This is a genomic window from Bradyrhizobium sp. 138 (genome assembly GCF_023074075.1).
Taxonomy (GTDB): Bacteria; Pseudomonadota; Alphaproteobacteria; order Rhizobiales; family Xanthobacteraceae; genus Bradyrhizobium.
Window position 1 is genome coordinate 90758 of the sequence record NZ_JADPKT010000016.1, and the last position, 25248, is coordinate 116005.

Here is a 25248-nt window from a genome sequence, read left to right on the forward strand (position 1 = left end):
TTCCGGGGCGCCTCTTGGCGCGAGCCCGGAATGACGCGAGATCAATTCTCGCTCGTCGCGTCCTTCAGCACCTTCTGCAAGGTATCGCCCTGCATCCGGGTGATGTCGTCCTGGTACTTGAGCAGCGCGCCCAGCGTGTCACCGACCACTTGCGGGGTCAGCGAGCGAGCATCGAGCTCGGACAAAGCGGTCGCCCAGTCGATGGTCTCGGCGACACCCGGCGACTTGTAGAAATCCTGGTTGCGCAGTGCCTGGACGAAGCGCACGACCTGCTGCGACAGCTTTGCGGAGATGCCGGGCACGCGCGACTTGACGATCGCGAGCTCGCGCTCGGCGGCGGGATAATCGACCCAGTGATAGAGACAGCGCCGCTTCAGCGCGTCGTGGATCTCACGGGTGCGGTTGGAGGTGATGATGACGATCGGCGGGTGTGGGGCCTTGACGGTGCCGAACTCGGGGATCGTCACCTGGAAGTCGCTGAGGATTTCGAGCAGGTAAGCCTCGAACGCCTCGTCGGCTCGGTCGAGCTCGTCGATCAGCAGCACCGGTGGTCCCGCAACATCAGGCTCCAGCGCCTGCAGCAGCGGCCGCTTGATCATGTAGCGGTCGGCGAAGATATCGCTCGAGAGCTGGTCGCGATCGGTATCACCGGCGGCTTCCGCCATCCGGATCGCGATCATCTGCGCGGCGCTATTCCACTCGTAGACCGCCGAGGAGACGTCGAGCCCTTCGTAGCATTGCAGGCGGATCAGCTTCCGCCCCAGCGCCGCCGAAAGCACCTTTGCGATCTCGGTCTTGCCGACGCCGGCTTCGCCTTCCAGGAACAGTGGCCGGCCCATGCGCAGCGACAGATAAGTCACCGTCGCCAGCGACCGCTCCGCGAGATAGCCGCGCGATGTCAGGAGATCGAGCATCGCATCGACCGATGCCGGCATGGCACCGGAAGTATTGGCCGCTGAAGTCATGAAAGGCCAGTCTCGGTTACGCCCTCATACGGGCAAGTATTCGGAGCACTCGGTGGCCCGCTTATTCCTTGGCGTTGGCGGCATCGACGGCGCGGCGCGTCAGCACGCCGATGAGATGCGCGCGGTATTCGGCGCTGCCGTGGATGTCGCTGTTGAGGCCTTCGGCCGGCACGTTGATGCCGTCAAGTGCCTTCGCGGAGAAGCGCTTCTTGAGCGCCTCCTCGAATGCGCTGACACGGAACACGCCTTCGGAGCCGGCACCGGTCACGGCAACCCGCACGTCCGACGGACGCCGTGCCACGAACACGCCAACCAGCGCATAGCGCGAGGCCTGGTTGCGGAATTTGATGTAGGCGGCCTTCTTCGGCAGCGGGAACATCACCTTGGTGATGATCTCGTCGGCTTCCAGCGCCGTCGTGAACAGGCCCTGGAAATACTCTTCGGCCTTGAGGCGCCGCTTGTTGGTGACGATGGTCGCGCCCAGCGCAAGCACGGCAGCGGGATAGTCTGCGGTCGGGTCGTTGTTGGCGAGCGAGCCGCCGATCGTGCCCTTGTGGCGCACGGCGGGGTCGCCGATTCCGCCGGCAAGATTGGCGAGCGCCGGGATCGCCTCGCCGACGATCCCAGAGGTGGCGACCTCGGCGTGCCTGGCGGTGGCGCCGATCACCAGCGAGCGGCCCTTCATCTCGATCGTGTTGAGCCCCTCGATATGGGAGAGGTCGACCAGATGCGGGGGGCTGGCGAGGCGCTGCTTCATGACGGGAATCAGCGTGTGGCCGCCGGCGATCACCTTGGCGTCTTCGTTCTTCACCAGGAGGTTGGCAGCCTGCCGAACGGTCCCGGGGCGATGATATTTGAATTCGTACATCTGAATGTCCTGATCGCGGGATGCGCGTTACGCGAGATCGGATTTCGCCATCGCCTTGGCGCCGGCGGAGATCGAGGCGACGATGTTCTGGTAGCCGGTGCAGCGGCAGAGATTGCCTTCTAGTTCTTCCCGGATCGTATGGTCGTCGAGCTCGTGGCCCTTGCGGTGCACGATGTCGATCGCGGTCATAATCATGCCCGGCGTGCAGAAGCCGCATTGCAGGCCATGGTGCTCGCGGAAGGCTTCCTGCATCGGATGCAGCGGCGCGCCGTCAGCGGCCAGCCCCTCGATCGTCTTGATCTCGTGGCCATCAGCCATCACCGCAAGCGTGGTGCAGGACTTCACGGCCTTGCCGTCGAGATGCACGACACAGGCGCCGCACTGCGAGGTGTCGCAGCCGACATGGGTGCCGGTCAGGTGCAGATTCTCGCGCAGGAACTGCACCAGAAGCGTGCGGGGATCGACATTGGCCGTGACTGGATTGCCGTTCACGATGAGGGAGATTTTTGCCATAAGCACTCTCTATCAGCACCCCGACGGGTCCCGTCGAAGCGGTTCTTATAATTATTCCAACCCATCATATGGGCCATTATGCCCCGGGGCAACATCGCCCGGGACGCAAGCCGCCATGCCGAAGGCGATGACCTTCAGCCCTGTACCGCCTTGGCGAAGTTCGCGAAAAACTCGTCGGCAAGTTTCTTGGCGGCGCCGTTGATGAGGCGCTGGCCGAGCTGCGCCAACTTGCCGCCGATCTGCGCCTCGACGTCGTAGGAGAGCAGCGTGCCGCCATCCTTCTCCGCAAGCTTGACCGCCGCGCCACCCTTGGCGAAGCCGGCGACCCCGCCCTCGCCCTCACCGGAGATCTTGTAGCCGTTCGGCGGGTCGAGATCGGACAGTGTGACCTTGCCCTTGAAGCGCGCGGACACCGGGCCGACCTTCATTTTCGCCGTTGCGCGAAAGCCGCCGTCGTCGGTCTTCTCCAGCTCCTCGCAGCCTGGGATGCAGGCCTTTAGCACCTCGGGATCATTGAGCTTGTCCCACACGGCCTCGCGCGGCGCCGCAAGCTGGACTTCGCCGGTCATCGTCATGGCCATGAGGTGCCTCCCAAATCGCGTAGCTCTAGCGCTGATCAAGTAACGCAGGGACGCGGCAAAGGAAAGGCCAGTGCCCGGTCACGTGCAATGCATATTCGCAACTGCAAAAAGACGTGTGCGGGCGGTTGGGGATTGGCACAGCCCGGCCATGATGATTAGGTCGCGTGCAATATGAGCACATCCCTCTCCCCCCTGCTCGCACCGATGCTGTCGAGCGCCGCCATGCGCGCCGTCTGCGACGACCGGTCGACCCTGCAAAACATGCTTGATTTCGAGGCAGCCCTGGCACGCGCCGAGGCCGCCATTGATGTGATTCCGGCATCTGCCGTGGGCCCGATCGAGGCCGCGTGCAAGGCCGATTGCTTCGACATGTCCGCGCTGGCGGAGGCCGCGACGCGATCGGGCAATCTCGCGATTCCCCTGGTCAAGGCGCTGACCGCCAATGTCGGCAAGGCCGACACAGAGGCCGCGCGCTACGTGCATTGGGGCGCAACCAGCCAGGACGTCATCGACACGGCGATCATGCTCACGCTTCGCGCCGGCATCGATGCGCTGGACGCCGACCTCAGCCGCGCCATCAAGGGCTTTGCCGCCCTGGCGCGCAACCATCGCAACACCGCGATGGTGGCGCGGACCTGGCTCCAGCACGCACTGCCGATGCCGTTCGGCCTGAAGGCCGCCGAATATGCGTCAAGCCTCGCCCGCGCGCGCTGCCGCCTGCGGCGGCTCCGCCGCGAGGGCCTCGCGCTGCAATTCGGCGGCGCGGCCGGGACGCTCGCCGCCCTCGGCGACAAGGGGCTCGCGGTTGCCGAACGGCTCGGGCACGAGCTGAACCTGCCGTTGCCGGAAGCGCCCTGGCACACCCATCGCGACCGGATCGCGGAGGCCGCGTCCTGTCTCGCTATTCTGGCCGGAAGCTGCGGCAAGATCGCGCGCGACGTCTCGCTGATGATGCAGACCGACGTCGCCGAAGCGTTCGAGCCTGCCGGCGAAGGCCGCGGCGGCTCCTCGACCATGCCGCATAAGCGCAACCCGGTCGCCGCCGCAAGCGCGCTCGGCGCCGCCACGATGGCGCCGCAGCTTGCCGCGACGATATTCGCGGCTCAAGTGCAGGACCACGAGCGCAGCGCCGGCCCCTGGCACGCGGAATGGCCGACGCTGCCGCAATTGATGCTGGTCACTTCGGGCGCGCTGGCCGCGATCGTCGACATCGCCGAGGGCCTGGACGTCGATGCCGCGCGCATGCGCAGCAATCTCGATGCGACGCAGGGGCTGATCATGGCTGAGGCGATCACCTTTGCGCTGGCCGAAGAGATCGGCAAGAGCGATGCGCATCATCTCATCGAGGCCGCCAGCAAGCGCGCAGTCGCCGAGAAGAAACATCTGCGCGAGGTGCTGTCGGCCGATTCGCAGGTCACTGCGCACCTTTCTCCGGAAAAAATTGCGGCATTGTTCGAGCCGATGGCCTATCAAGGGGCTTCCCAAGCCCTGATCGACCGGCTGCTCGACAGCCTCGACCGCGAGTAAGAACCGCAAATACGACGGAGACGCCGCATGCCCATGATCGATGCCGACGGTTGCCTGATCAACGTCTCCGTCGAGGGCCGCGACGGCGGACCGACCTTGATGCTCTCCAATTCACTCGGCTGCACGCTTCAGATGTGGGAGCCGCAGATGAAGGCGCTGACGCAGCTGTTCCGCGTCATCCGCTACGACCGCCGCGGCCACGGCAAGTCCAATGTCCCGCCCGGCCCCTACACGATGGAGCGCTTCGGCCGCGACGTGCTCGCGATCCTCGACGACCTCAACATCGAGAAGGTGCATTGGTGCGGCCTGTCGATGGGCGGCATGGTCGGGCAATGGCTGGGCGCCAACGCGCCGGAGCGCTTCGGCAAGCTCATCCTTGCCAATACCTCGTGCTACTATGCCGAGCCGACTAGATGGCTGGAGCGCATCGACGCGGTGAAGAAGGGCGGCATCGCCGCGGTCGCCGATGCCGTGATCGCGGGCTGGCTGACGCAGGATTTTCGCGAGCGCGAGCCTGAGATCACCGCCAGGATGAAGTCGATGCTGCTGGCCACCCCGGTCGATGGCTATCTCGCCTGCTGCGAGGCGCTGTCGACCCTCGACCAGCGCGAACTGCTTCCCAAGATCAAGAGTCCGACGCTGGTGATCGCCGGCCGCCACGACATGGCGACGCCGATCTCGGCGGCCGAGCTAATCCGCTCAAATATTCCCGGCGCCAGCATGACCATCATCGACGCCGCGCACATTTCCAACGTCGAGCAGTCACACGCGTTCACGGATGCGGTGGTGGGATTTTTGACGCAGCGCTAATCACAGCCGTCATTGCGAGCGTAGCGAAGCGATCCAGAAATCCCTCTGCGGTGACAGACTGGATTGCTTCGTCGCTACGCTCCTCGCAATGACGGAGAGGAGGATAGAATGGACGACCAGAAGCGCCGCGATGCCGGCATGAACGTTCGCCGCAAGGTGCTGGGCAATGCCTGGGTCGACAAGTCGATTGCGAACCGCAACGCCTTCAACACCGATTTCCAGGACATGATCACGCGCTACGCATGGGGCGAGATCTGGACGCGGCCGCATTTCGACGAGCGCACACGGCGCGTGCTGGTGATCGGCACCATGGTCGCGCTCGGGCAATGGGACGAATTCCGTCTGCACGTGCGCGCGGCACTCGCCGAGGGCGGCTTCACGCCCGACGACATCAAGGAAATCCTGCTGCAGCAGGCCATCTATTGCGGCGTGCCGGCCGCGAACCACGCCGTGAAGGAAGCCTCAGCGATTGTGCAGGAGCTCGGCCTGCTCAAGACCTAGCGGCTGAAGATTTGGCGGCGCGACATTCTCGACGATCTTCGGCGCAGCATCGGGCCGTTCGATCACCACCACGATGGCAGCACCGAGCAAGAGCAGCAGCTCGGTGGCGTGCAGCCGGAGCGCGGCCATCTCGCCGACCTTCGAAGCCATCACCATGCTGGCAAACGAGATCAGGCTGCCGATCGCCAGCGCAATACCGAGCGCTTCGTCGCTGCCGCCGCCCTTACGAATGCGGGGGATGCACAGCAGCACGAGATAGATGGCAAAGAACGCCGCCACCGTCAGCCGGCCCAGCGCCAGCAGCCAGGCGGCGCGTACGGTGTCCATCCCCGCCATATTGAGATGGTCGCTCAGGTACAGCGCAACCGCGACGCTCGGCCGCTCGTAGAGGCCGTGCACCGGCGCGACAATGATGTTGAAGGCGACAAGGGCCCAGGCCGGGATGAAATAGGCCGCCAGCAGCGCGCCGTTGACCGAACCGATCCGCCAATTCCTGAACATGCCGCATCCCACTTGATTTGCCGAAGGCCTTCGACGGAGGCCGCGGCTTTAGGGGAGCTAACTCGCATCAGACTGTGGCGGCAATTTAAACCCTTTGTTTACCTTAACTGCCCGGGTGAGCCCAAAAGGAAGGGCCCCGCCTCGCGGCGGGACCCTGTTCACCCTCTTACTTTTGGGCTCCCAGACTACTTGTCCTGCTGACCACCCTGCTGCTGGCCGGGGCGATCGCCCTGGCGCATCGGATCGTTCTGCTGCTGCTGTCCGGGTTTCTGACCACCGCCCTGCTGCTGGCCCGGCTGTTGACCGGGGCGCTGCTGGCCGGGGTTCTGACTCTGCTGACCCGGATTCTGGTTCTGCTGCTTCGTCATTCGAGGAACTCCCTTGTTGAACGTTCAGAGGCGAGATAACGGCCGGCATCCCCTTTGGTTGCCCCCGGAACCCGGTTCCTCGCAGTTGCGGAACCCGGCGCTAAAGACCTCTGTACAAGACCTTCTGCCGTAGCGTGACCTGTTGCAGCCGCCAGTTCCCTCCTGTTACAAAACGGCAAGAATGCTTAGGGGCTGCCGGGGCCCAAGAAAACCACACTCCAACCCACTCTCCTCAGAGCTCCTCTTGAGCCCGCGTCAGGTTTGGTACGGCAGCCCATGGACTATTTCACCCAGCAGCTCATCAACGGTCTCGTCCTGGGCTCGATCTACGGCCTGATCGCCATCGGCTACACGATGGTCTACGGCATCGTCGGCATGATCAATTTCGCCCATGGCGATGTCTTCATGATCGGCGGCTTCATCGCCCTGATCACCTTCCTGATCCTGATTTCGCTCGGGCTGACGGCGATCCCGCTGATCCTGCTGGTCGTGCTGCTGGTCTCGATGGCGATCACGGCGCTCTATGGCTGGACCATCGAGCGCATTGCCTACCGGCCGCTGCGCCATTCCTTTCGCCTCGCCCCGATGCTGTCGGCTATCGGCATGTCCTTCGTGCTGACCAACTATTCGCAGGTGGCGCAAGGCGCGCGCGTCAAGCCGATCCCCCCCTTCATCACCGGTGGCTACACCCTGCATGAGAGCACCGACGGCTTCGTGATCCAGCTCTCCAACATCCAGATCATGGTGGTCGTCACCACCATCGTGCTGCTGGCGATCTTCACCTGGCTGGTGTCGCGCACCCGGCTCGGACGCGACATGCGCGCCTGCGAGCAGGACCAGACCATGGCGGCGCTACTCGGCGTCGACGTCGACCGCACCATCTCCATGACCTTCGTCATCGGCGCCGCGCTCGCTGCGGTCGCAGGCCTGATGTACCTGCTCTATTATGGCCTGGTCGATTTCTTCATGGGCTTCGTCGCCGGCATCAAGGCGTTCACCGCCGCCGTGCTCGGCGGCATCGGCTCGCTGCCCGGCGCCATGCTCGGTGGCCTCGCGATCGGCCTGATCGAAACGTTCTGGTCGGCTTATTTCTCGGTCGAATACAAGGACGTCGCGGCGTTCTCGATCCTGATCGTCGTGCTGATCTTCATGCCGACCGGCCTGCTCGGTCGTCCCGAAGTCGAAAAAGTCTGACGGTCGCGCGTGGCAGCTCCATCACCCATGAAGGCCAAATACGGCATCCCCTCCATCCTGAAGACGGCCTTGGTCAACGCCTTGGTCGCGCTGGTGCTGTTCTCGTTGATGGTCGGCATCCGCACCGAGGCGGGCGCCTCCGGCCAGCTCACCTATTGGACGCGCTTCGGCGATCTTGCCTCTCTCGTCGCTGCGGTCTTCGGCGGTTCGATCGTGATCGAGCTGTTGCGGCAATGGATCGGCCCGACCGGCGCCGAGAAACTGGTCCCCCCGGCTGTGAAGAGCGGCATGTCGTTGATCGGCCGCTACCTCGCACCGGCGCTCCTGATCTTCACGCTGCTGGTGCCGGTGATCTTCTATAACCAGCGTTACATCCTCGACCTTGCGATCCTCGTGCTCACCTACGTCATGTTGGGGTGGGGACTGAACGTCGTGGTCGGGCTCGCCGGCCTGCTCGATCTCGGCTACGTCGCCTTTTATGCGGTCGGCGCCTATTCCTACGGACTGCTCGCGACCAATTTCGGCTGGTCGTTCTGGATCTGCCTGCCGCTCGCCGGTATCCTGGCAGCCTTCTGGGGCGTGCTGCTCGGCTTTCCCGTGCTTCGCCTGCGCGGCGACTATCTTGCCATCGTGACGCTCGCCTTCGGCGAGATCATCCGCCTCGTCATCATCAACTGGCAGGCACTCACCGGCGGCCCCAACGGCGTCCCCGGCATTCCCCGCCCCTCCTTCTTCGGCATCCCGCTCGACAACAGCGATGACGGGCTCGCCGCCAGACTCGGCATCGAATATTCGCCGACGCACCGCATCGTCTTCCTGTTCTACCTGATCCTGGCGCTTGCGCTGCTCACCAACTGGGCGACGATTCGCCTGCGCCGCCTCCCAATCGGACGGGCTTGGGAAGCCTTGCGCGAGGACGAGGTTGCCTGCCGTGCGCTCGGCATCAACACCACGACCACCAAGCTCACGGCGTTCGCGACGGGGGCGATGTTCGGCGGCTTTGCCGGCGCGTTCTTTGCCACCCGCCAGGGCTTCATCAGCCCGGAATCCTTCACCTTCCAGGAATCGGCGCTGGTGCTTGCCATCGTCGTCCTCGGCGGCATGGGCTCGCAGCTCGGCGTCGCACTCGCCGCGCTCGCCATGATCGGCGGCTTCGAGCTGTTCCGCGGTCTGGAGGGCTACCGCATGCTGGTGTTCGGCATGGCCATGGTGCTGATCATGATCTGGCGGCCGCGCGGCCTGATCGGTCATCGCGCGCCCACCGTGTATCTGACCAAGGCGAAAGCGATCTCCTCCGATCTCGTCAAGGAAGGGCACGGATGAGCGGCGACAAGATTCTCAGCGTCGACCGGCTCGCCATGCGCTTCGGCGGCATCGTCGCCGTGCAGGACCTTTCTTTCGCCGCCGAGCGGAAGAAGATCACCGCGCTGATCGGGCCGAACGGCGCCGGCAAAACCACCGTCTTCAACTGCATCACCGGCTTCTACAAACCGAGCGGCGGCGCCATTCGCCTCACCCATGACGGCGGCAGGACGATCGCGCTTGAGCGGCTGAACGATTTCCGCATCGCCAAGCAAGCCAAGGTGGCCCGCACCTTCCAGAACATCCGGCTGTTTCCCGGCATGACCGCGCTGGAAAACCTGATGGTGGCGCAGCACAACGCACTGATGCGCGCCTCCGGCTTCACCCTCCTCGGCCTCCTCGGCGTTCCTACCTACCGTGACGCCGAAAAACGCGCGATTGATCTTGCCACCGACTGGCTCAAGCGGGTCAACCTGCTGGACCGCGCCGACGACGCCGCCGGCAATTTCGCCTATGGCGACCAGCGCCGGCTCGAGATCGCTCGCGCCATGTGCACCGAGCCCGCCCTGTTATGCCTGGACGAGCCCGCCGCCGGCCTCAATGCGCGCGAGAGCGCGGCCTTGAGCGAGCTCCTGCTCTCGATCCGCGACGAACTCGGTACCTCGATCCTGCTGATCGAGCACGACATGTCGGTGGTGATGGAGATCTCCGACCACATCGTGGTGATGGACCATGGCGTCAAGATCGCGGAAGGCACGCCGCGCGAGGTCCGCGACGATCCCAAGGTGATCGCGGCCTATCTCGGCGCCGACGAGGAAGAGGCGGCAGCTGTGATGGAGGGCGGCTCGTGACGCCGGCGCTCTCACCTCTGCTCGCGATCCGGGGCTTGCGCGCCGCCTACGGTAAGATCGAGGCGCTGAAGGGCGTCGACGTCGAGATCAATGCCGGCGAGATCGTCGCGCTGATCGGTGCCAACGGCGCCGGCAAGTCGACGCTGATGATGACGATCTTCGGCAAGCCGCGCGCCCGCGCCGGCCAGATCCTGTATGAAGGCCGCGACATCACCGACGTCCCGACCCACGAGATCGCGCATTTGCGCATCGCGCAATCGCCCGAGGGCCGCCGCATCTTCCCGCGCATGAGCGTGGCGGAAAACCTCCAGATGGGGGCAGATGCCACCGGATGTACCGAGGCCGAACGCGAGGCGACGCTCCAACGCGTCTTCACGCTGTTTCCGCGCCTGAAGGAACGCTATGCCCAGCGCGGCGGAACCCTGTCCGGCGGCGAGCAGCAAATGCTGGCGATCGGCCGCGCCTTGATGAGCCGTCCCCGCCTGCTCCTGCTCGACGAGCCCTCGCTGGGCCTCGCGCCGCTGATCGCGCGGCAGATCTTCGATGCGATCCGCACCCTGAACCGGCAGGACGGCCTGACCGTCCTGATCGTCGAGCAGAATGCCAACCACGCCCTCAAGCTCGCCCATCGCGGCTATGTCATGGTCAATGGCCTGATCACGCTGGCCGGCACCGGCGCCGAATTGTTGCAGCGCCCCGAGATTCGCGCCGCCTACCTGGAAGGCGGCCGGCACGGCTGACCGAGCCGCAAGCCCACCCCCCGTACGGCCGAATGTGGCGATATCTACGCCACTGCCGTATTTTGCCGGTGACTTCTTCCAGGATTCATTCAAGAATGGCGCCGGTTTGAACCGGGCATGCCCGGCAACTTCCACAGGCGACCACCCGCGAGGTATCTCATGAAATCACTGAAGCTCATCGGTCTGGCATTCGGCGTATCGATCGCGCTGTCGAGCGCGGCATTCGCGCAGGATGTCACCGTCGCAGTCGCAGGTCCGATGACCGGCGGCGAGTCCGCCTTCGGCCGCCAAATGAAGAACGGTGCCGAAATGGCCGTGGCCGATATCAATGCCGCCGGCGGCGTCAACGGCAAGAAGCTCGCGCTTTCCATCGAGGACGACGCGTGCGACCCGAAACAGGCGCGCTCGATCGCCGAAAAGATCGCCGGCGCGAAGATTCCGTTCGTGGCCGGGCACTATTGCTCGTCGTCGTCGATCCCGGCTTCGGAGGCCTATGCCGACGGCAACGTGCTGGAGATCACGCCGGCCTCGACCAACCCGCTGTTCACCGAGCGCAAGCTCTGGAACGTGGCGCGCGTCTGCGGCCGCGACGATCAGCAGGGCCTGATCGCGGCGCAGTACATCGCCAAGAACTACAAGGGCAAGAACATCGCGATCCTCAACGACAAGACCACCTATGGCAAGGGTCTGGCCGACGAGACCAAGAAGGCCCTCAACAAGGCCGGCGTGACCGAGAAGATGTACGAGTCCTACAACAAGGGCGACAAGGACTTCAACGCGATCGTCTCGCGCTTGAAGCGCGACAACATCGACCTCGTCTATGTCGGCGGTTACCATCAGGAAAGCGGCCTGATCCTGCGTCAGATGCGCGATCAAGGTCTCAAGACCGTGCTGATGGCCGGCGACGCGCTCGCCGACAAGGAGTACGCCTCCATCACCGGCCCGGCCGGCGAAGGCACCCTGTTCACCTTCGGTCCCGATCCGCGCAACAAGCCGACAGCAAAGAAGATCGTCGAGGCTTTCAAGGCCAAGAACATCGACCCTGAAGGCTACACCCTCTACACCTATGCGGCGATGCAGGTGTGGTCGCAGGCGGCCAAGAAGGCCGGCACCACCGACGCCAAGAAGGTCATGGAAGCGATGAAGGCCGGCAAGTGGGACACCGTGATCGGCCCGATCGAATATGACGCCAAGGGCGACATCAAGCAGATCGACTACGTCGTCTACAAATGGGACGCCAAGGGCGGCTACGCCGAGATCGTCGGCGGCGGCACCTAAGCGCGCTTGCCGGTCTTTGGACCGCCATCCAACCATCACCGCGCCCCGGCTTACGCCGGGGCGTTTCTTCTTGCGGCAGGCTCAGACGGCTGCGGGCAGCTCACCACCGGCCGCGGCCTGGGCTCTCCGCAACGCTTGCAGGAGATCGTTCGGCCGAAACGGCTTTTGCAGGCAAACCACGTCGGCGAGATGGGGTGATTGTTCCATGAAATCGAGCGTCGTCATTCCGGATACCGCAATGACGGGGAGTGCCGGGGCGCGCTCGCGCAGGATCGAAATGACGTCGACGCCGTTTGTGTCGCCGAGGAAGATGTCGACGATCGCCGCGTCAAAGTGCCCTTCCGCGAAGGCTCTCAGCCCGGCTGCACCGCTTTCGGCCTCCACGACCTCGAAATGATTGACCCGAAGCACAATCGCGACCATTGCGCGGACGCCCTTCTGGTCGTCGATGACGAGAACACGGGGCATTGGGGAACAACTCCCGATACGAAGCTCAAAATCGCACGATTCAAGCCTGGAACCCGCCGCGGCGGAAGGGCATTATGACACCGCCCAGTAAAGCGCATCTTACCCGATCCCTATTCCGCGTTCCCACCCGAATTAAGTAAGCTGTAACCTTCGGTTGGTCGTCGCTGCAACAGTTCACGACATGCGCCCGGAACGGGCTACCGTGAAGGCCGGGAGGTCTGCCGGATCTTGGAACTGCGGAGTTGCTCAAAACGGGTCTGCAAGAGATGAACGCACCTCTGATCGACCGAAGCACATTTCTTTCAACTCTGCCGGCCACGTCGGCCGACCGCACCGCGGCATTGTGGATCGTCGGCGTCTCCTCGATCCTGTTCGCACTGGCCGTTCCGTTCGCAGGTATCCCGCTTTCGCCGGTTCCCGCCTTCGTCGCGAGCTATCAATCCGCCCTGGCCGTGAGCGACATCATCACGGCAGTGCTGCTGCTGTCGCAGTTTTCGGTGCTGCGGACCCGCGCGCTGCTGTGGTTGTCGACCGGCTACCTGTTCACCGCCGCGGCAGCGCTGGTCCATGCCCTCACCTTCCCTGGCCTGTTCGCACCGACCGGGCTGCTTGGTGCCGGCAGACAGACCACCGTCTGGCTCTACATGATCTGGCACGGCGGCTTCCCGCTGTTCGTGCTGGGCTATGCCTGGCTGAAGGAAAAGGACGGCGGCCCCAGGATCCGGGGCGCGACAAGCAGCCCGATCTACGCCATCGTGTTCGGCGTCGTCGCGGCCATGGGTGCCTTCACCTGGATTGTCACCGCCCAGCACGATCTGTTGCCGGTCCTGCTCCGCGACGGCCGTTACACATCGACCATGATCGGCGTCGTGTCCTTCGTGTGGTCGCTGAGCTTCGCCGCGCTCGTTTTACTGTGGTTCCGCCGCCCCCATTCGGTGATCGACATCTGGCTCATGGTCGTGATGTGCGCATGGCTGTTCGACATCGCGCTGTCTGCAATCGTCAACGTCGCGCGCTTCGATCTCGGTTTCTACGCCGGCCGTCTCTATGGCCTCTGCGCCTCGAGCTTCGTGCTCGCGGTGCTGCTGATCGAGAACGTCCGCCTTCAGGCCCGGACGGTGGGCCTCCTCGGCAGGCTGCGCGAGCAATCGGCGTCGGATCGCGACTTCTACGGCAAGCGCCTCGCCCTGTACGGTGCCGTCGTCGAATCCTCCAACGACGCCATCATCACGAAGACGCTCGACGGCATCATCACCGGGTGGAACAAGGCCGCCGAACAGCTATTCGGTTATTCCGCCGCGGAGGCCGTCGGCAAGTCGATCGACATCATCGTGCCGCCCGACCGAAAGGGCGAGGTCCGGAGTATTCTCAACCGGATCGCCGGCAACGAGTCGATCGCGCAGCACGAGACGGTGCGGATTCGCAAGGACGGTCGCGCGCTCGACGTCGTCCTGAATGTTTCTCCATTGAGATCGGGCAACGGTGAGATCATCGGGGCCTCCAAGATCGCCCATGACATCACCGAAGAGAAGCAAGCGCGGGAGAAGCTCCGCCGCGAGATCGAGGAGCGCCAGCGCATCTTCGAGACCTCGCAGGACCTGATCCTGGTCACGGACGGTTACGGCAATTTCATCCAGGTCAGCCCGAGCGTAAAGGACATCCTCGGCTTCAGTCCGGAAGACATGATCGGGCACAGCGCGACCGAGTTCATCCACCCCGACGACCTCGACAAGACGCGGGAGGAGATGCGCGCGGCGCGGCGCGGTGCGATCAAGCGCAGCTTCGAGGCGCGCTACTATCACTACGACGGTCACGAGGTCACGCTGAATTGGATGGGCACCTGGTCCGAACCGGTGAAGCGCCATTTCTTCATCGGCCGAGATCTCACCGAGAAGCAGGCCGCCGAAGCCCAGTTCCGGCAGGTCCAGAAGATGGATTCCATCGGCCAGTTGACCGGCGGCGTCGCGCACGACTTCAACAACGTGCTGACCGTCATCACCGGCACGATCGGCATTCTCAGCGACGCTGTCGCCGACCGGCCCGAGCTTGCCGCCATCACCAAGCTGATCGACGACGCCGCCGAACGCGGCGCACAGCTGACCAAGCATCTGCTCGCCTTCGCCCGCAAGCAGCCGCTGCAGCCGCGCGAGATCGACGTCAACGCGCTGGCGCTCGAAGCCGCCAAGCTGCTGCACCCGACCCTCGGCGAGCAGATCACGATCATGCCACAGCTTACCGAGGATGCCTGGCCGACGCTGGTCGACCCTGGCCAGCTATCCACCGCGATCCTCAATCTCGCGTTGAACGCGCGCGATGCCATGCCCGGCGGCGGCACCCTGGTTCTGGAGACCCGCAACATCTTCCTCGACGACGGCTATGCCAGCATGAATCCCGACGTCGTCGCCGGCAACTACGTGATGATCGCCGTCAGCGACACCGGCACCGGAATTCCGCCGGACCTGATCGACCGGGTCTTCGACCCATTCTTCACCACCAAGGAAGTCGGCAAGGGCACGGGCCTCGGCTTGAGCATGGTGTTCGGCTTCGTCAAGCAGTCGGGCGGGCACATCAAGATCTACAGCGAGGTAGGCCACGGCACGAGCGTGAAGATCTATCTGCCGCGCTCGACCGGGGTGCAGGAAACCGAGTTCGAGGCTCTGCAGAACGCACCCATCACCGGCGGCAACGAGAAGATCCTGATCGTCGAGGATGACGCGCTGGTACGGCAATACGTGGTAACGCAGGTCAAGAGCCTCGGCTACACCGCACTCGAGGCGGCCAACGGCGCGGAGGCCCTGACCATCATCGACAGCGACAAGACCATCGACCTGCTCTTCACCGACATCATCATGCCGGGCAACATGAACGGTCGCCAGCTTGCCGACGAAGCGGCCCGGCGCCGCTCCGACCTGAAGATATTGTTCACCTCGGGCTACACCGAAAATGCCATCGTCCATCATGGCCGGCTCGATTCCGGCGTGTTGCTGCTGGCGAAGCCCTACCGCAAGTCAGAGCTCGCCAAGATGCTCAGAACGGCGCTGGCCAGTTGAGCCCGCGACCTCTCTGCGCTATCGCAGAGGCGAACTCCTTCGAGCTCGCGAGGCCAGTTTGAACAACCTCCTCACCGATATCGCCGGCGTCCGCGTCGGTCATGCCGAGGATGCCAAAGTCGCCACCGGCACGACCGCGATCATCTTCGATTCTCCGGCGGTTGCGGCCATTGATGTGCGCGGCGGCGGCCCGGGCACGCGCGAGGTCTCGCTACTGGACGTCGCCAATACGGTCGAGCGGATCGACGCGATCGCACTCTCCGGCGGCTCCGCCTTCGGTCTCGATGCCGGTGGCGGCGTACAGGCCTGGCTCGCCGAACAGGGCCGCGGTTTCAGGGTAAGGGAGGCCGTGATCCCCGTCGTCCCCGGCGCCATCGTGTTCGACCTGCTCAACGGCGGCGACAAGGCCTGGGGACGCTTTTCGCCCTATCGCGACCTAGGCTACGCCGCCGCGGCTTCCGCCGGAGCCGACTTCGCGCTCGGCAGCGTCGGAGCGGGCCTGGGCGCCACCACCGCCACCTTCAAGGGTGGAATCGGGTCGGCGTCGGCCGTGACTGCGAACGGCATCAAGGTCGGCGCGATCATGGTGGTGAATGCGGTCGGCAGCGTCACCGTCGGCGACGGCCCCTGGTTCTGGGCCGCACCATTCGAGGAAAACGGCGAGTTCGGCAATCGCGGCCTGCCGCCAAGCTTCACGCCCGATATGCTGGCGATGCGCATCAAGGGCGGTCCGGCCGCGAGTGAGCGCGAGAACACGACGATCGGCCTTGTCGTCACCGACGCGATTCTGAGCAAGGCCCAGGCCAAACGGCTCGCGATGATCGCTCAGACCGGATTTGCCCGCGCGATCTATCCGGTGCACGCGCCGCTCGACGGCGACGTGCTGTTCGCCGCGGCCACCTGCGAGAAGCCGATCGAGCCGCTGGTTGAGCTCACCGAGCTCGGCATGGTCGCCGCCAACGTGGTCGCGCGCGCGATTGCAAGCGGCGTGTACAACGCGGCCGCGCTGCCATTTCCCGGAGCGCTGCCAGCGTGGAAGGACAGATTCGGTTAGAAACGAAACGGCGGATACGGCGTTACCGCGGCAAGGCCGAGGTTTATCGCCATGCCATCTTCCGTGATCCGCTTCTTCCGCTATGCGCCCGACACGCGCGAGCTGAAGGTGACCTTCGTCAGCGGACGCCTTTACGTCTACGAGGATGTTCCGCCCGAGGTCGCCGCCGCGTTCAGGGACACGCGCTCAAAGGGGACGTTCTTCAACCACGAAATCCGTGACCGGTATGTCTATCGTGACATCACGCACGACTATGCCGGCTAGTCTCGGAGCCGCTCACACGCTCATCGACATCGATGAGCCAGCCGTTACCGAGGCGGCTTGCCCCTGCCCGCCTTGCCGCTGCATCAATTGCGCGAACAGATCATAGGCCGAACTCCGCGGGCTGGAGGCGCCCGGCACCGTTGTCGACATCTTGAAGCCGTCGGCATAGGTGACGGTCGTCGTGGTCGAACCGTCGGCAGCTGTCGTCGTGGTCGAGGTCGAACCACCCTTGGATCTCGACGAGGTATCTGATCCTTCGCCCGAACCGCCGGCACCCTGCGCGTGATGGTGTCCATGGCCGCTCTTCAGCGCCTTCGACATCTCGTCAAGACTGACGCTGCCGTCGGAGTTCGCATCGAGCTTCGAGAACACGTTATCGGCCTGCGCGAGGTTGGTACCGCCGGCGCCCAGCGCATCATCGAACTCGGACTTGGTGATGCTGCCGTCACCGTCCGCATCGATCTGCGAGAACAGATCCTTGAGCGCAGCCTCCCGGCCCTTCGATGCCGAGAACGACGATTTCGGCGAGGCCGCGGTCGCCGAATTGCTCGCGCCGTCGGCCGACTGGCTCTGCGCGGCAAGCAGCGCGCTCATGGTCGCCGGCACGATCTGTGGAGGACCGCCTGAGCTGACCAACGAGGTCGTCATGCTGCCCGCGCTGTCGATCGCGAACGGGTTGGTTGCGCCCTGTGAAGCTCCCGCTTTCTGCGTTGACGAGGACGCCTTCGAGTTCGTCAGCGACTGGATCGCGTCGAGGGCACTCGAGACGGCGCCAAGGGCTAACAACATTGCACAACTCCAACCAATGCGGCATGCCGCGGCCAATGTTCTGCAGGTGATGTCAGCAAGCGTCGTGCCAGCGCAAAAAGTTCAATGAAATCCGCCGCCGCCACGCCTTGGCCGGCCCGGGAACACCGGCAATTCGTGCCGGTCGCGGCAGAAATTTCCGCCCACAGGAAGCACGCCTCCTCTGCATTGCCCGCCACGGAGGCCCATGTTAGGCGAGGCCCATCCTTTCACCGCCGCCACGGGAAAAAAGCGCCATGACCCAAGCCTTCGCCCCCCGCCCCCTGGCAATCGCGCCTTCGATCCTGGCTTCGGATTTCTCTAGGCTCGGCGAGGAGGTGCGCAGCGTCGACGCCGCTGGCGCGGATTGGATCCATCTCGACGTGATGGATGGTCACTTCGTTCCCAACATTTCCTACGGTCCCGACGTCATCAAGGCGATGCGCCCACATACAAAAAAGGTATTCGATGCGCATCTGATGATCGCGCCCTGCGACCCCTTTCTCGAGGCCTTTGCGAAGGCCGGCTGCGACCACATTACCGTGCATGCGGAGGCCGGTCCCCATTTGCACCGCTCACTCCAGGCGATCCGCGCGCTCGGCAAGAAGGCCGGCGTCTCGCTCAATCCCGGCACGCCGATCAGCACGCTCGAATATGTCCTCGACCTCGTCGACCTCGTGCTGGTGATGTCGGTCAATCCCGGCTTCGGCGGCCAAGCCTTCATTCCCGCCGCGATCGGCAAGATCCGCGACATCCGCGCGATGATTGCAGGACGCCCGATCGACATCGAGGTCGATGGTGGCGTCGGTCCCGATGTTGCCGGCGCACTCGCTGCGGCCGGCGCCAACGCCTTCGTCGCCGGCACATCCGTGTTCAGGGGCGGCACGCAGGAAGCCTACAAGACCAACATCGCCGCGATCCGCAACGCTGCGCTAGGGGCCCGCGGCGAAGCGATTTGAGCTGCATCGAGCGGCGTCCGCGGACGACAGGAAATCCCGCGGCTTTTACGGGTGTTGCAACGCGCAATGACTAAAATTGCAGTCTTGATCCGTACTCATCCGGACTTCACTGATTCGTGCAAATCACCGCAAGTGACTCCTGCTTGCTTTTGACGGGAGCACATCATGACGACGACCCTGGTTTGGACTGGCGTAGCGTTGTGGTTAGCGTTCAATGCGGCGATTGCGGCTCGCAGCCTCTACGTGGCGCGACCGGTGAAGGCCAAGGCTTCTGCCCGCATCATCCATCTTCATCGTCGCCGGGGCTGAGCGCCATGCAATTCGCACTGGTGAAGCGCCAGCCGAAGCGCAGGTGCCGGATCCCGCGTCGCCCGCATCCCGGCCTCGATTATTTCTTCGGTCGCCTCGAGCGCACCGTCGGCACGCTGGACGACGACGTCGGGCCCACCACGACGGACCTCGACCATTCGTTTCCCTCGCAGCGCCGACACTGAGACATTCCTTTCCGGATCACCGCCATGAAACCGCACTGCCCGAACTGCCTGAAGGAAATGAGCAAGGCGTCAGCGTCGCGTAACCTGTTCAATTGCGAGCCCTGCCGCGAGATCATCCAGTATTTCGGCGGCAGCGCGGATCACGGCGAACCCGGCCCGCAATTCTCCTGGCCGATCCGCCGTAAGCGCGTCGCCCACAACGCCCACGCGGCCTGATCCACCTCTCCAGTCGGCAGCTGGCCTATTCCGGCACGTCGCCGGCATCGGACTCGCGGACTTCCCCGGCCATCCGCGGCGGCCGCACCACGGTGACGGTGCAGGCCGCTTCCGAGGCCACTTTGGCCGACACGCTGCCGAGCAGCGTGCGCCTGACCGAGCCCTGCCGCGCGCCGATGATGACGTGGTCGACCTGGTTGACCTCGGCAAACTCCAGGATCGCGGCGGCGGGATCGACCGCCTCCAGCACATGAGCCGACAGCCGGCTCTCGTCCAGTTTGAGCGGCGTCGCCCAATGCCTGAGCGCCACCAGACGGTCGATATGCTTGTTGGACCCCCGCTCGTCCAGCGTCCGGTCGATCGCGATCCGGTTCAGCTTGAGCACGTTGACGCAGGCAAGCCGCGCCGACGGCAAGGTGGCGAGGATGCGCTCCGTGGTCACGCGGAGCGCCTCGTTCAGCTCCGGCGCACCTTCCATCGTGTCGAGCGCGACAGCGAGGATCGGGCTCGACGCGATCTGGGCGGCGACATCGGATTTCGCGCGCGGCGCCATGACGCCCAGGTTGAAGCGACGGCGCCAGGCGACGCCGAGGGGGTCGCGTTTGACCCGCTCCGAGCGCGTGGTGAGCTTGACCTGGTCCGGATGTGCGAGCTCGAAGGCGAGCTGCGACGCGGTCGGATAGCGCCACACCGGCTCGATCTCGAGACAGCGCAACACCACCTCCTGAAGCCAGGGCGGATAGTCGGCGCGCAAGCTTCGCGGCGGATATGGATCGCGCCACAGCCGGCGCCGCATCGCGCGCAGCGTCTCGCCCTCGCCGAACGGCCGCTCGCCGGTGGTGAAGAAGTACAGCAGCACGCCGAGCGAAAACAGATCGCTGCGCGGATCGTCGCGCACCCCTGACAGCCGCTCGGGTGCCATGTAGGGCGCGGTGCCGTAAGGCAGGCGGAACTCCTCCTGCAACAGATCCGGCAGATGGTTGTGATGCGACAGGCCGTAGTCGATCAGCACCGCCTCGCCGCTCTCGCGGAACATGATGCTGCTCGGCTTGATGTCGTGATGAATCACGTTCTGCCGGTGGAGATCAGCAAGCGCGGTCGCGATCCTGGCGACGAGCTGCCGCGCCTCCTCATACGGCAACGGCAGGTCGGGCAGCCGCTTGTAGAGCGTGGTGCCGCCGATGCGCTCGATCACGACATAGGCTTGATGCGCGAAATCGCCGGTGCCGAAACAGGCCGGGACGTGCGGACCCGCGAGCCGCGGCAGGATCATCATCTCCATCTCGAACGAGACGATCGCGGCGGGGTCCTCGCCCTCCGACACCCGCGGGATCTTCATCAGCAAGGGCACATCGATGCCGGGATGGGTGACCGTCCACAGCGTCGCCATGCCGCCGGCATGAACGCATTCACCGATGGTGTAACCGTCGATCTCCGCGCCGGATTTGACCAGTGATTTCGGCATCGGCCTCTAGCGCCCCTGCGACAGGCGGTCGGCAAGCCAGTGCGGCAGGCCGTTGTCGCGGATCCTGCTCGCTGCGGCCGCGACGTCATAAGGCGCGCGGCAATAGGTGATCTGACACGATTCGGTGTCGAACAATACGAAGGCTGCCGACGGATCGCCGTCGCGGGGCTGACCGACCGAGCCGAGCACGGCGAGCCATTGCCGTCCGCGCAGCAGCTGCACCGGGACGTCGGTCTTCGGCACGAAACTCGTCATCTTCGCCGTCACCGACATCGAATAGAGCGCGGGACGATGGATATGGCCGCAGAAGGTGACATGGGAGGGCGTCGCGATCAGGCTCCTGGCGGCCTCCGCCGTCGATCGGACATAGTGCCAGCGCTGGGGACTGGAGGCTTCCGAGTGCACAAACAGACGGCCCTCGTCCTCTACCAGCATCGGCAATTCGGCCAGGAACCGCCGCTGCGCGGTGTCAAGCCGGCCGCGGGTCCATTCGATCGCGACCTGAGCCTCGGCGTTCATGGTCTCTGCCGAGGAATTGACCGCCTGGTCGTGGTTGCCGCGCACGGCGATGGCACCCTGGGCAACGAGCTCCATCACGGTATCCACCACCCATTCGGGATCCGCGCCATAACCGACGAAATCGCCGAGCAGGACGAACCGCTCCGCGCCCTTCGCGCGGGCGACTTTCAGACAGGCCTCGAAGGCCTGCCTGTTGCCGTGGATATCCGAGAAGACAGCTAGGAGCACGCACCCTCCACCCTCAGATTCTTATCGAAAGCCGATAAGGCCAAATTGAGGGAGGTCAAGAAGATGCGCCAGCGCCGCGCCGTTGACCAGCGCGCCGCTGTCACGGATGGTGAAGGGCCTATTGCTCGTCCTTCGGGGGCATCCGGGGCGGCGGGATCGGCGTGAACACCGCACCTTGCGCACCGGCGGGCGGGGCGAGGAATTCGCCGGTCGAGGAATCGCCGCCGGTCGTCTCCAGAATGGTCTTCGGCGTCACATATTCGCGGACCATGTCGATGAGGCTGCCATCGCCGCCGCCGAAATCGGCGGCGCGGCCGCCTTGCGGATGTCCAAGGGCGATCTCGTTCTCCGCGGCATGGGTCTTGTCGGCGAGCCTGTCATTGTAGGGCACGCGGAAGGCCCGCGGGATGCCGCTCGGGCGATTGTCCTCATCGAGCTGCTCGACCCACAGATAGATCGAGCCGGGATCGCCCTGAAGCGAATGCGGCTCGACGATACGGGACTTCAGCAGCTTGAAGGTCGTCGGCAGCCGGTCGGTGCTGGCCCAGCCGAGCAGGCCGCGCATCTCGGTGAAGCTGACGATGTAGAAGGCGCTGGTCACGACGACGGCGACCGCCTTCAGCGACCAGTGCAGCCGCGCATAAACCAGCACGACCAGCAGCAGCGCGCCGATGACGGCGTAGGCGACCGACAGCGTCAGGATGACCGTCTGCAGATCAGTCACGGCGCACCCTCTTGGCGTTGCTGCTCACACCGGTCCTCGGGTCGAGATCGGCGCCGTTGCGCCAGCTGCTGCGGAACGTCTCCAGCAGCGATTTCGGCCGCTGGTCGACATTGACGACCTTGCCCTCGGCATCGAGCCGGAACCGCACCGCCGTCTTCTCGTCGCCGGTGTGGTCGAGCGTGAATTTGTTGTCGAACACCACCTGCGCCGTTGGATTGAGCTTCTGCACCTTCACATTGGCCGTGACGGGTTCGCCTGTCGTCGCCACGAAGTGCGAGACGTTGACGGTGTACTCGCCGGCCACGATGCCGCGCACAGTGACGATCTCCTCGCGGATGGGCGAGGCGATCTTCTTGCCGGCGACGATGATGAAGTCGTTGGCCCCGCCCCGGTCGTCGCGGTCGAGCGTGAGGAAGCCGGCCTCGCGGTGACGATACCAGGCAATGTTGCCGGCGGGGTCCTGCACGAACAGGTCGAGATCGTCGGGGTGATTGTCGGGCCAGTCCAGCGTGATCATGAACTCCGCCTTGGAGTCGATCTTGCCGTCCTTGGCGTCCGGGGAGACCGCAAGCAGCGCCAGAAAGAACAGGAACGCGATCACCTGGAGCGCCTTGAACAGCATCACGCCCAGCGGATCGAACGGCTCCTCGCGCGGATAGAGACCGAAATCATCCATCATGACCGCGCACCAGAACTCTTGCGCTCCAGCACTGGCGTCACATAGGTCTCGGTCAGTACCACCGCATCCGAGAACACCCGCTGGGTCGCAGCGTCCAGCATGTAGTACTGGATGCGGACCAGGATCGAGCCGACGAGGCCGGCGAGCGTCGTGTACATCGCGACCGCCATGCCGTCGCTCATCAAGCCCATCGAGGAGCGCATCGCGACCTTGTCGGCCGCGTCCAGCCCCGCGATCGGCGCCAGCATGATGATGAAGCCGATGATGGTGCCGAGCAGGCCGAGCTTCATCAGCGTGTCCGAGACGAAGGCACCGAATCCGTTGGAGCCGCGCAGCCGGTCGGCCAGCGTGCGCAGCAGCAGCGTCTGGTCCACCGGACGGTAGTCCTGCGCGGCAGCCTTGGTCACCAGGCTCTCGATGTGATCGCGTACGAGGCCGCGCGGCAGCGCGCTCGCCCCTGCCTCCAGGGCCTTGCTGCCGCCGGCAGCCGATAGCATCGCCCGGCAGCGCCGCGCCGCGGCCCCTTCACGGGCAATCGCCCGCGTGCGCAGGAAGCAGTGGCCGCAGGTGACGATGTAGAGCACCGCGATGACGCTCGAAATGTACGTTCGATCCGAGGTCAGCATCAGGTGGATCAGGCCGAACCGCCATAGCAGCACGACGGCGAAGATCGAAAGCCCGGTGAAGATCATCCAGAACAGCAGCGCACTGCGCTCGGATGGGTCGGCCGTTACAGGCGCGATCGGTCCAATCGTCATCGAACTCATGCTGCACCGCTCCTCGCCCACGACGATTGGCTTATGAAGATTCCCACCCGATTAGATCAAAGCCGCCGTATCAGGTCCAAAGACCCATGCCCAATCCGGCTTGGGAAATTTGCCCGAGCTGCAATCCTGCCATACCCTGCGATTGGCAAGGCGCGGTGGCGTTGTTAGGCTGAGCTTACCAAACGTTGGGGGTGATCGCATGCGCCTCGTGCTTCAGCTCGTCGCCCGTCTGCTGCTCATCGTGGCACTGTGTCTTGGCGCGGCGACCATATGGGCCACATTCGACGCCTATCGCAGCGTCGACCGGGCAACGGCGGCCTCGGCGCAGCGGGTGGCGCAGGCGCTTCAGGCGCTGTATTGGCGCGAGCTCTTGTTGCGCAGCAGCAGAGCGCGCGAGCATCTCCTGCCGGTTCCGGATTGGCGCACGCTGGAGACGATGAAGCTGATCTCACCCGGCGTCTGCGTCGAGTTCCAGCCCGCCACGGCATTCGAGAAGCCGCTCTGCGGCCAGAGTGAGGGACTGGGCAAGGCGCCGCCGCGCTGGTTCGCCGCAATCGTGCCGACCTTCCTCGGCAGCCACGCCGAGGTGGTACGGCCCGTCAGCCCCCGCGCCGCTTCTGCAGGCACCGTGGTCGCGACGCCGGATGCCGCGGCCGCCATCTCGCTCGCCTGGGAGTATATCCTCAACGTGATCGACGTCGCGCTATTGATGGCGGCGGCGATTGCGCTGCTGGCTTCGCTGGCGATCGCGCATGCCCTGGCACCGGCGCGCGCGATCGTGACCGCCTTGCAGCGCATGGCGCGCGGACAGTACCGCACCAACCTGCCGCGCTTCCGCTCCATGGAGCTGGCGATGATCGGTAGCGCCGTCGATGCGCTCGGCGGCCGGCTGGAGGAAGCCACCGAGCAGCGCGCGGCGCTGACGCGGCGCCTGATCGAGATCCGCGACGACGAACGCCGCGCCCTCGCCCGCGAGCTGCACGACGAGTTCGGGCAGAATCTCTCCGCCATTCTCGCCTTCGCCAACACCATCGAGACGGCGAGCGCGAAGCCAGGCAGGGACCAGGGCATCGCGCAGGATGCGCGGATGATCTCGCAGGCCACCCATCATCTGATGGCCTCCCTTCGCGATGCGCTGAAGCGTCTGCGTAACCCCCTGCCCGAGGAGCTCGGGCTGGAGGTGAGCCTCGTGAATTTGGTGGACAGCTGGCGCTCGCACAGCGCGGCGCGGCCGACGATCCAGCTCGACCTCAGGGGCGACCTCGCCGATATCAGCGGGCCGGCCGCCACCACCGCCTATCGGGTCGCGCAGGAATGCCTGACCAACGCACTGCGTCACGGTGCGGCGCGCGAGATCTCGTTGCGCGTCGAACGGCGCGCGGGCGAGGACGACGCCCTTCTGATACGCGTCGAGGACGACGGCGGCGGCGACGCGGAGCGCGTCGCGCAATCGGCCGGTTTCGGCCTGACCGGCATCCGTGAGCGCATCAATGCGGCCGGCGGATCGCTGTCGATCCTGCCCGCCCGCGGCGGCCTCAGTGTCGCCGCCACCATCCCGCTCGCCGCGTGAGGTTGG

Annotated in this window: 29 protein-coding genes; 16 read left to right on the forward strand and 13 right to left on the reverse strand. The window is 64.9% G+C overall.

Annotated features, from left to right (window positions below; genetic code table 11):
• Positions 1-41: 41 nt before the first annotated feature.
• The 4 genes from IVA79_RS09280 to IVA79_RS09295 form a co-directional block, all read right to left on the reverse strand.
• Positions 42-965 (reverse strand): MoxR family ATPase, encoded by a 924-nt coding sequence (locus IVA79_RS09280; RefSeq protein WP_247552125.1) that lies wholly within the window; start codon positions 963-965, stop codon positions 42-44.
• Between the two features lie 61 nt (positions 966-1026).
• Positions 1027-1833 (reverse strand): xanthine dehydrogenase family protein subunit M, encoded by an 807-nt coding sequence (locus IVA79_RS09285; protein ID WP_247552127.1) that lies wholly within the window; start codon positions 1831-1833, stop codon positions 1027-1029.
• Positions 1834-1860: 27 nt separating this feature from the next.
• Complete coding sequence (locus IVA79_RS09290) at positions 1861-2346, reverse strand: (2Fe-2S)-binding protein (protein ID WP_247552129.1); 486 nt, start codon at positions 2344-2346, stop codon at positions 1861-1863.
• A 134-nt stretch (positions 2347-2480) separates the two neighbouring features.
• Positions 2481-2927 carry a carbon monoxide dehydrogenase subunit G gene (locus tag IVA79_RS09295; protein ID WP_247552132.1) on the reverse strand — a complete coding sequence of 149 codons (447 nt, stop codon included), beginning with the start codon at positions 2925-2927 and terminating at the stop codon, positions 2481-2483.
• Between the two features lie 171 nt (positions 2928-3098).
• On the opposite strand from IVA79_RS09295, the gene IVA79_RS09300 reads away from it, so the two are divergent.
• The 3 genes from IVA79_RS09300 to IVA79_RS09310 all read left to right on the forward strand — a co-directional run bounded on the left by IVA79_RS09300 (position 3099) and on the right by IVA79_RS09310 (position 5765).
• Entirely contained in the window at positions 3099-4454 is a 1356-nt protein-coding gene (locus tag IVA79_RS09300) for a 3-carboxy-cis,cis-muconate cycloisomerase (RefSeq protein WP_247552136.1), read from the forward strand.
• Between the two features lie 27 nt (positions 4455-4481).
• A complete protein-coding gene (gene pcaD / locus IVA79_RS09305) occupies positions 4482-5264 on the forward strand; it encodes a 3-oxoadipate enol-lactonase (RefSeq protein ID WP_247552139.1) in 783 nt (260 codons plus the stop codon).
• A 108-nt stretch (positions 5265-5372) separates the two neighbouring features.
• Positions 5373-5765: a carboxymuconolactone decarboxylase family protein gene (locus IVA79_RS09310; RefSeq protein WP_028142897.1), complete on the forward strand. Its 393-nt coding sequence runs from the start codon at positions 5373-5375 to the stop codon at positions 5763-5765.
• Here the strand turns inward: IVA79_RS09310 and IVA79_RS09315 are convergent.
• Together IVA79_RS09315 and IVA79_RS09320 are read right to left on the reverse strand one after the other, a co-directional pair.
• Positions 5727-6266 carry a hypothetical protein gene (locus IVA79_RS09315; protein WP_247552142.1) on the reverse strand — a complete coding sequence of 180 codons (540 nt, stop codon included), beginning with the start codon at positions 6264-6266 and terminating at the stop codon, positions 5727-5729. The two genes, IVA79_RS09310 and IVA79_RS09315, sit on opposite strands and share 39 nt — an antisense overlap.
• Before the next feature lie 185 nt (positions 6267-6451).
• Positions 6452-6634 (reverse strand): hypothetical protein, encoded by a 183-nt coding sequence (locus tag IVA79_RS09320; RefSeq protein ID WP_018316535.1) that lies wholly within the window; start codon positions 6632-6634, stop codon positions 6452-6454.
• 276 nt (positions 6635-6910) lie between these two features.
• Here IVA79_RS09320 and IVA79_RS09325 point away from each other — a divergent pair, with 276 nt between their 5' ends.
• The 5 genes from IVA79_RS09325 to IVA79_RS09345 all read left to right on the forward strand — a co-directional run bounded on the left by IVA79_RS09325 (position 6911) and on the right by IVA79_RS09345 (position 11999).
• Positions 6911-7828, forward strand: coding sequence for a branched-chain amino acid ABC transporter permease LivH (locus IVA79_RS09325; protein WP_247552146.1), 918 nt, complete (start codon positions 6911-6913; stop codon positions 7826-7828).
• A 27-nt stretch (positions 7829-7855) separates the two neighbouring features.
• Positions 7856-9151: a high-affinity branched-chain amino acid ABC transporter permease LivM gene (gene livM / locus IVA79_RS09330; RefSeq protein ID WP_247552149.1), complete on the forward strand. Its 1296-nt coding sequence runs from the start codon at positions 7856-7858 to the stop codon at positions 9149-9151.
• Positions 9148-9981 carry an ATP-binding cassette domain-containing protein gene (locus IVA79_RS09335; protein ID WP_247552151.1) on the forward strand — a complete coding sequence of 278 codons (834 nt, stop codon included), beginning with the start codon at positions 9148-9150 and terminating at the stop codon, positions 9979-9981. The genes livM and IVA79_RS09335 overlap by 4 nt, the downstream gene beginning before the upstream one ends.
• Positions 9978-10721 carry an ABC transporter ATP-binding protein gene (locus IVA79_RS09340; protein ID WP_247552153.1) on the forward strand — a complete coding sequence of 248 codons (744 nt, stop codon included), beginning with the start codon at positions 9978-9980 and terminating at the stop codon, positions 10719-10721. Before IVA79_RS09335 ends, IVA79_RS09340 begins: the two co-directional genes overlap by 4 nt.
• Before the next feature lie 159 nt (positions 10722-10880).
• Positions 10881-11999: a branched-chain amino acid ABC transporter substrate-binding protein gene (locus tag IVA79_RS09345; protein WP_247552155.1), complete on the forward strand. Its 1119-nt coding sequence runs from the start codon at positions 10881-10883 to the stop codon at positions 11997-11999.
• Between the two features lie 81 nt (positions 12000-12080).
• On the opposite strand, the gene IVA79_RS09350 is transcribed toward IVA79_RS09345, so the two are convergent.
• The gene (locus IVA79_RS09350; protein ID WP_247552157.1) at positions 12081-12467 is read right to left on the reverse strand and encodes a response regulator; all 387 of its coding nucleotides are present in this window, start codon (positions 12465-12467) and stop codon (positions 12081-12083) included.
• A gap of 266 nt (positions 12468-12733) precedes the next feature.
• Between IVA79_RS09350 and IVA79_RS09355 the strand changes: the two genes are divergently transcribed.
• The 3 genes from IVA79_RS09355 to IVA79_RS09365 are packed head-to-tail and all read left to right on the forward strand — an operon-like array spanning position 12734 to position 16835.
• Entirely contained in the window at positions 12734-15517 is a 2784-nt protein-coding gene (locus IVA79_RS09355) for a PAS domain S-box protein (protein ID WP_247552159.1), read from the forward strand.
• A gap of 58 nt (positions 15518-15575) precedes the next feature.
• Positions 15576-16571 carry a P1 family peptidase gene (locus IVA79_RS09360; RefSeq protein WP_247552161.1) on the forward strand — a complete coding sequence of 332 codons (996 nt, stop codon included), beginning with the start codon at positions 15576-15578 and terminating at the stop codon, positions 16569-16571.
• Positions 16572-16622: 51 nt separating this feature from the next.
• Positions 16623-16835 (forward strand): KTSC domain-containing protein, encoded by a 213-nt coding sequence (locus IVA79_RS09365; RefSeq protein ID WP_247552163.1) that lies wholly within the window; start codon positions 16623-16625, stop codon positions 16833-16835.
• A gap of 12 nt (positions 16836-16847) precedes the next feature.
• Here the strand turns inward: IVA79_RS09365 and IVA79_RS09370 are convergent, their stop codons facing one another.
• A complete protein-coding gene (locus IVA79_RS09370) occupies positions 16848-17624 on the reverse strand; it encodes an EF-hand domain-containing protein (RefSeq protein WP_247552165.1) in 777 nt (258 codons plus the stop codon).
• A gap of 254 nt (positions 17625-17878) precedes the next feature.
• On the opposite strand from IVA79_RS09370, the gene rpe reads away from it, so the two are divergent.
• The 4 genes from rpe to IVA79_RS09390 all read left to right on the forward strand — a co-directional run bounded on the left by rpe (position 17879) and on the right by IVA79_RS09390 (position 19290).
• A complete protein-coding gene (gene rpe, locus IVA79_RS09375; protein WP_247552167.1) occupies positions 17879-18580 on the forward strand; it encodes a ribulose-phosphate 3-epimerase in 702 nt (233 codons plus the stop codon).
• Positions 18581-18745: 165 nt separating this feature from the next.
• Positions 18746-18889 (forward strand): hypothetical protein, encoded by a 144-nt coding sequence (locus IVA79_RS09380; protein WP_247552170.1) that lies wholly within the window; start codon positions 18746-18748, stop codon positions 18887-18889.
• A gap of 5 nt (positions 18890-18894) precedes the next feature.
• Entirely contained in the window at positions 18895-19074 is a 180-nt protein-coding gene (locus IVA79_RS09385) for a hypothetical protein (protein WP_247552172.1), read from the forward strand.
• 24 nt (positions 19075-19098) lie between these two features.
• On the forward strand, positions 19099-19290 hold the full coding sequence (locus IVA79_RS09390) for a hypothetical protein (protein ID WP_247552174.1): 192 nt from the start codon (positions 19099-19101) through the stop codon (positions 19288-19290).
• A gap of 25 nt (positions 19291-19315) precedes the next feature.
• On the opposite strand, the gene IVA79_RS09395 is transcribed toward IVA79_RS09390, so the two are convergent.
• From IVA79_RS09395 to IVA79_RS09415, 5 genes are all read right to left on the reverse strand, one after another.
• Positions 19316-20755, reverse strand: a complete 1440-nt coding sequence (locus IVA79_RS09395; RefSeq protein WP_247552176.1) for a bifunctional serine/threonine-protein kinase/universal stress protein — start codon at positions 20753-20755, stop codon at positions 19316-19318.
• 6 nt (positions 20756-20761) lie between these two features.
• The gene (locus tag IVA79_RS09400; RefSeq protein WP_247552179.1) at positions 20762-21502 is read right to left on the reverse strand and encodes a metallophosphoesterase family protein; all 741 of its coding nucleotides are present in this window, start codon (positions 21500-21502) and stop codon (positions 20762-20764) included.
• A gap of 118 nt (positions 21503-21620) precedes the next feature.
• Complete coding sequence (locus tag IVA79_RS09405; RefSeq protein ID WP_247552181.1) at positions 21621-22226, reverse strand: hypothetical protein; 606 nt, start codon at positions 22224-22226, stop codon at positions 21621-21623.
• Entirely contained in the window at positions 22219-22905 is a 687-nt protein-coding gene (locus IVA79_RS09410) for a hypothetical protein (RefSeq protein WP_247552183.1), read from the reverse strand. The genes IVA79_RS09405 and IVA79_RS09410 overlap by 8 nt, the downstream gene beginning before the upstream one ends.
• Positions 22902-23672: a MotA/TolQ/ExbB proton channel family protein gene (locus IVA79_RS09415; RefSeq protein WP_247552185.1), complete on the reverse strand. Its 771-nt coding sequence runs from the start codon at positions 23670-23672 to the stop codon at positions 22902-22904. Before IVA79_RS09415 ends, IVA79_RS09410 begins: the two co-directional genes overlap by 4 nt.
• Before the next feature lie 199 nt (positions 23673-23871).
• On the opposite strand from IVA79_RS09415, the gene IVA79_RS09420 reads away from it, so the two are divergent.
• Positions 23872-25242: a histidine kinase gene (locus tag IVA79_RS09420; RefSeq protein WP_247552187.1), complete on the forward strand. Its 1371-nt coding sequence runs from the start codon at positions 23872-23874 to the stop codon at positions 25240-25242.
• Positions 25243-25248 lie beyond the last annotated feature (6 nt).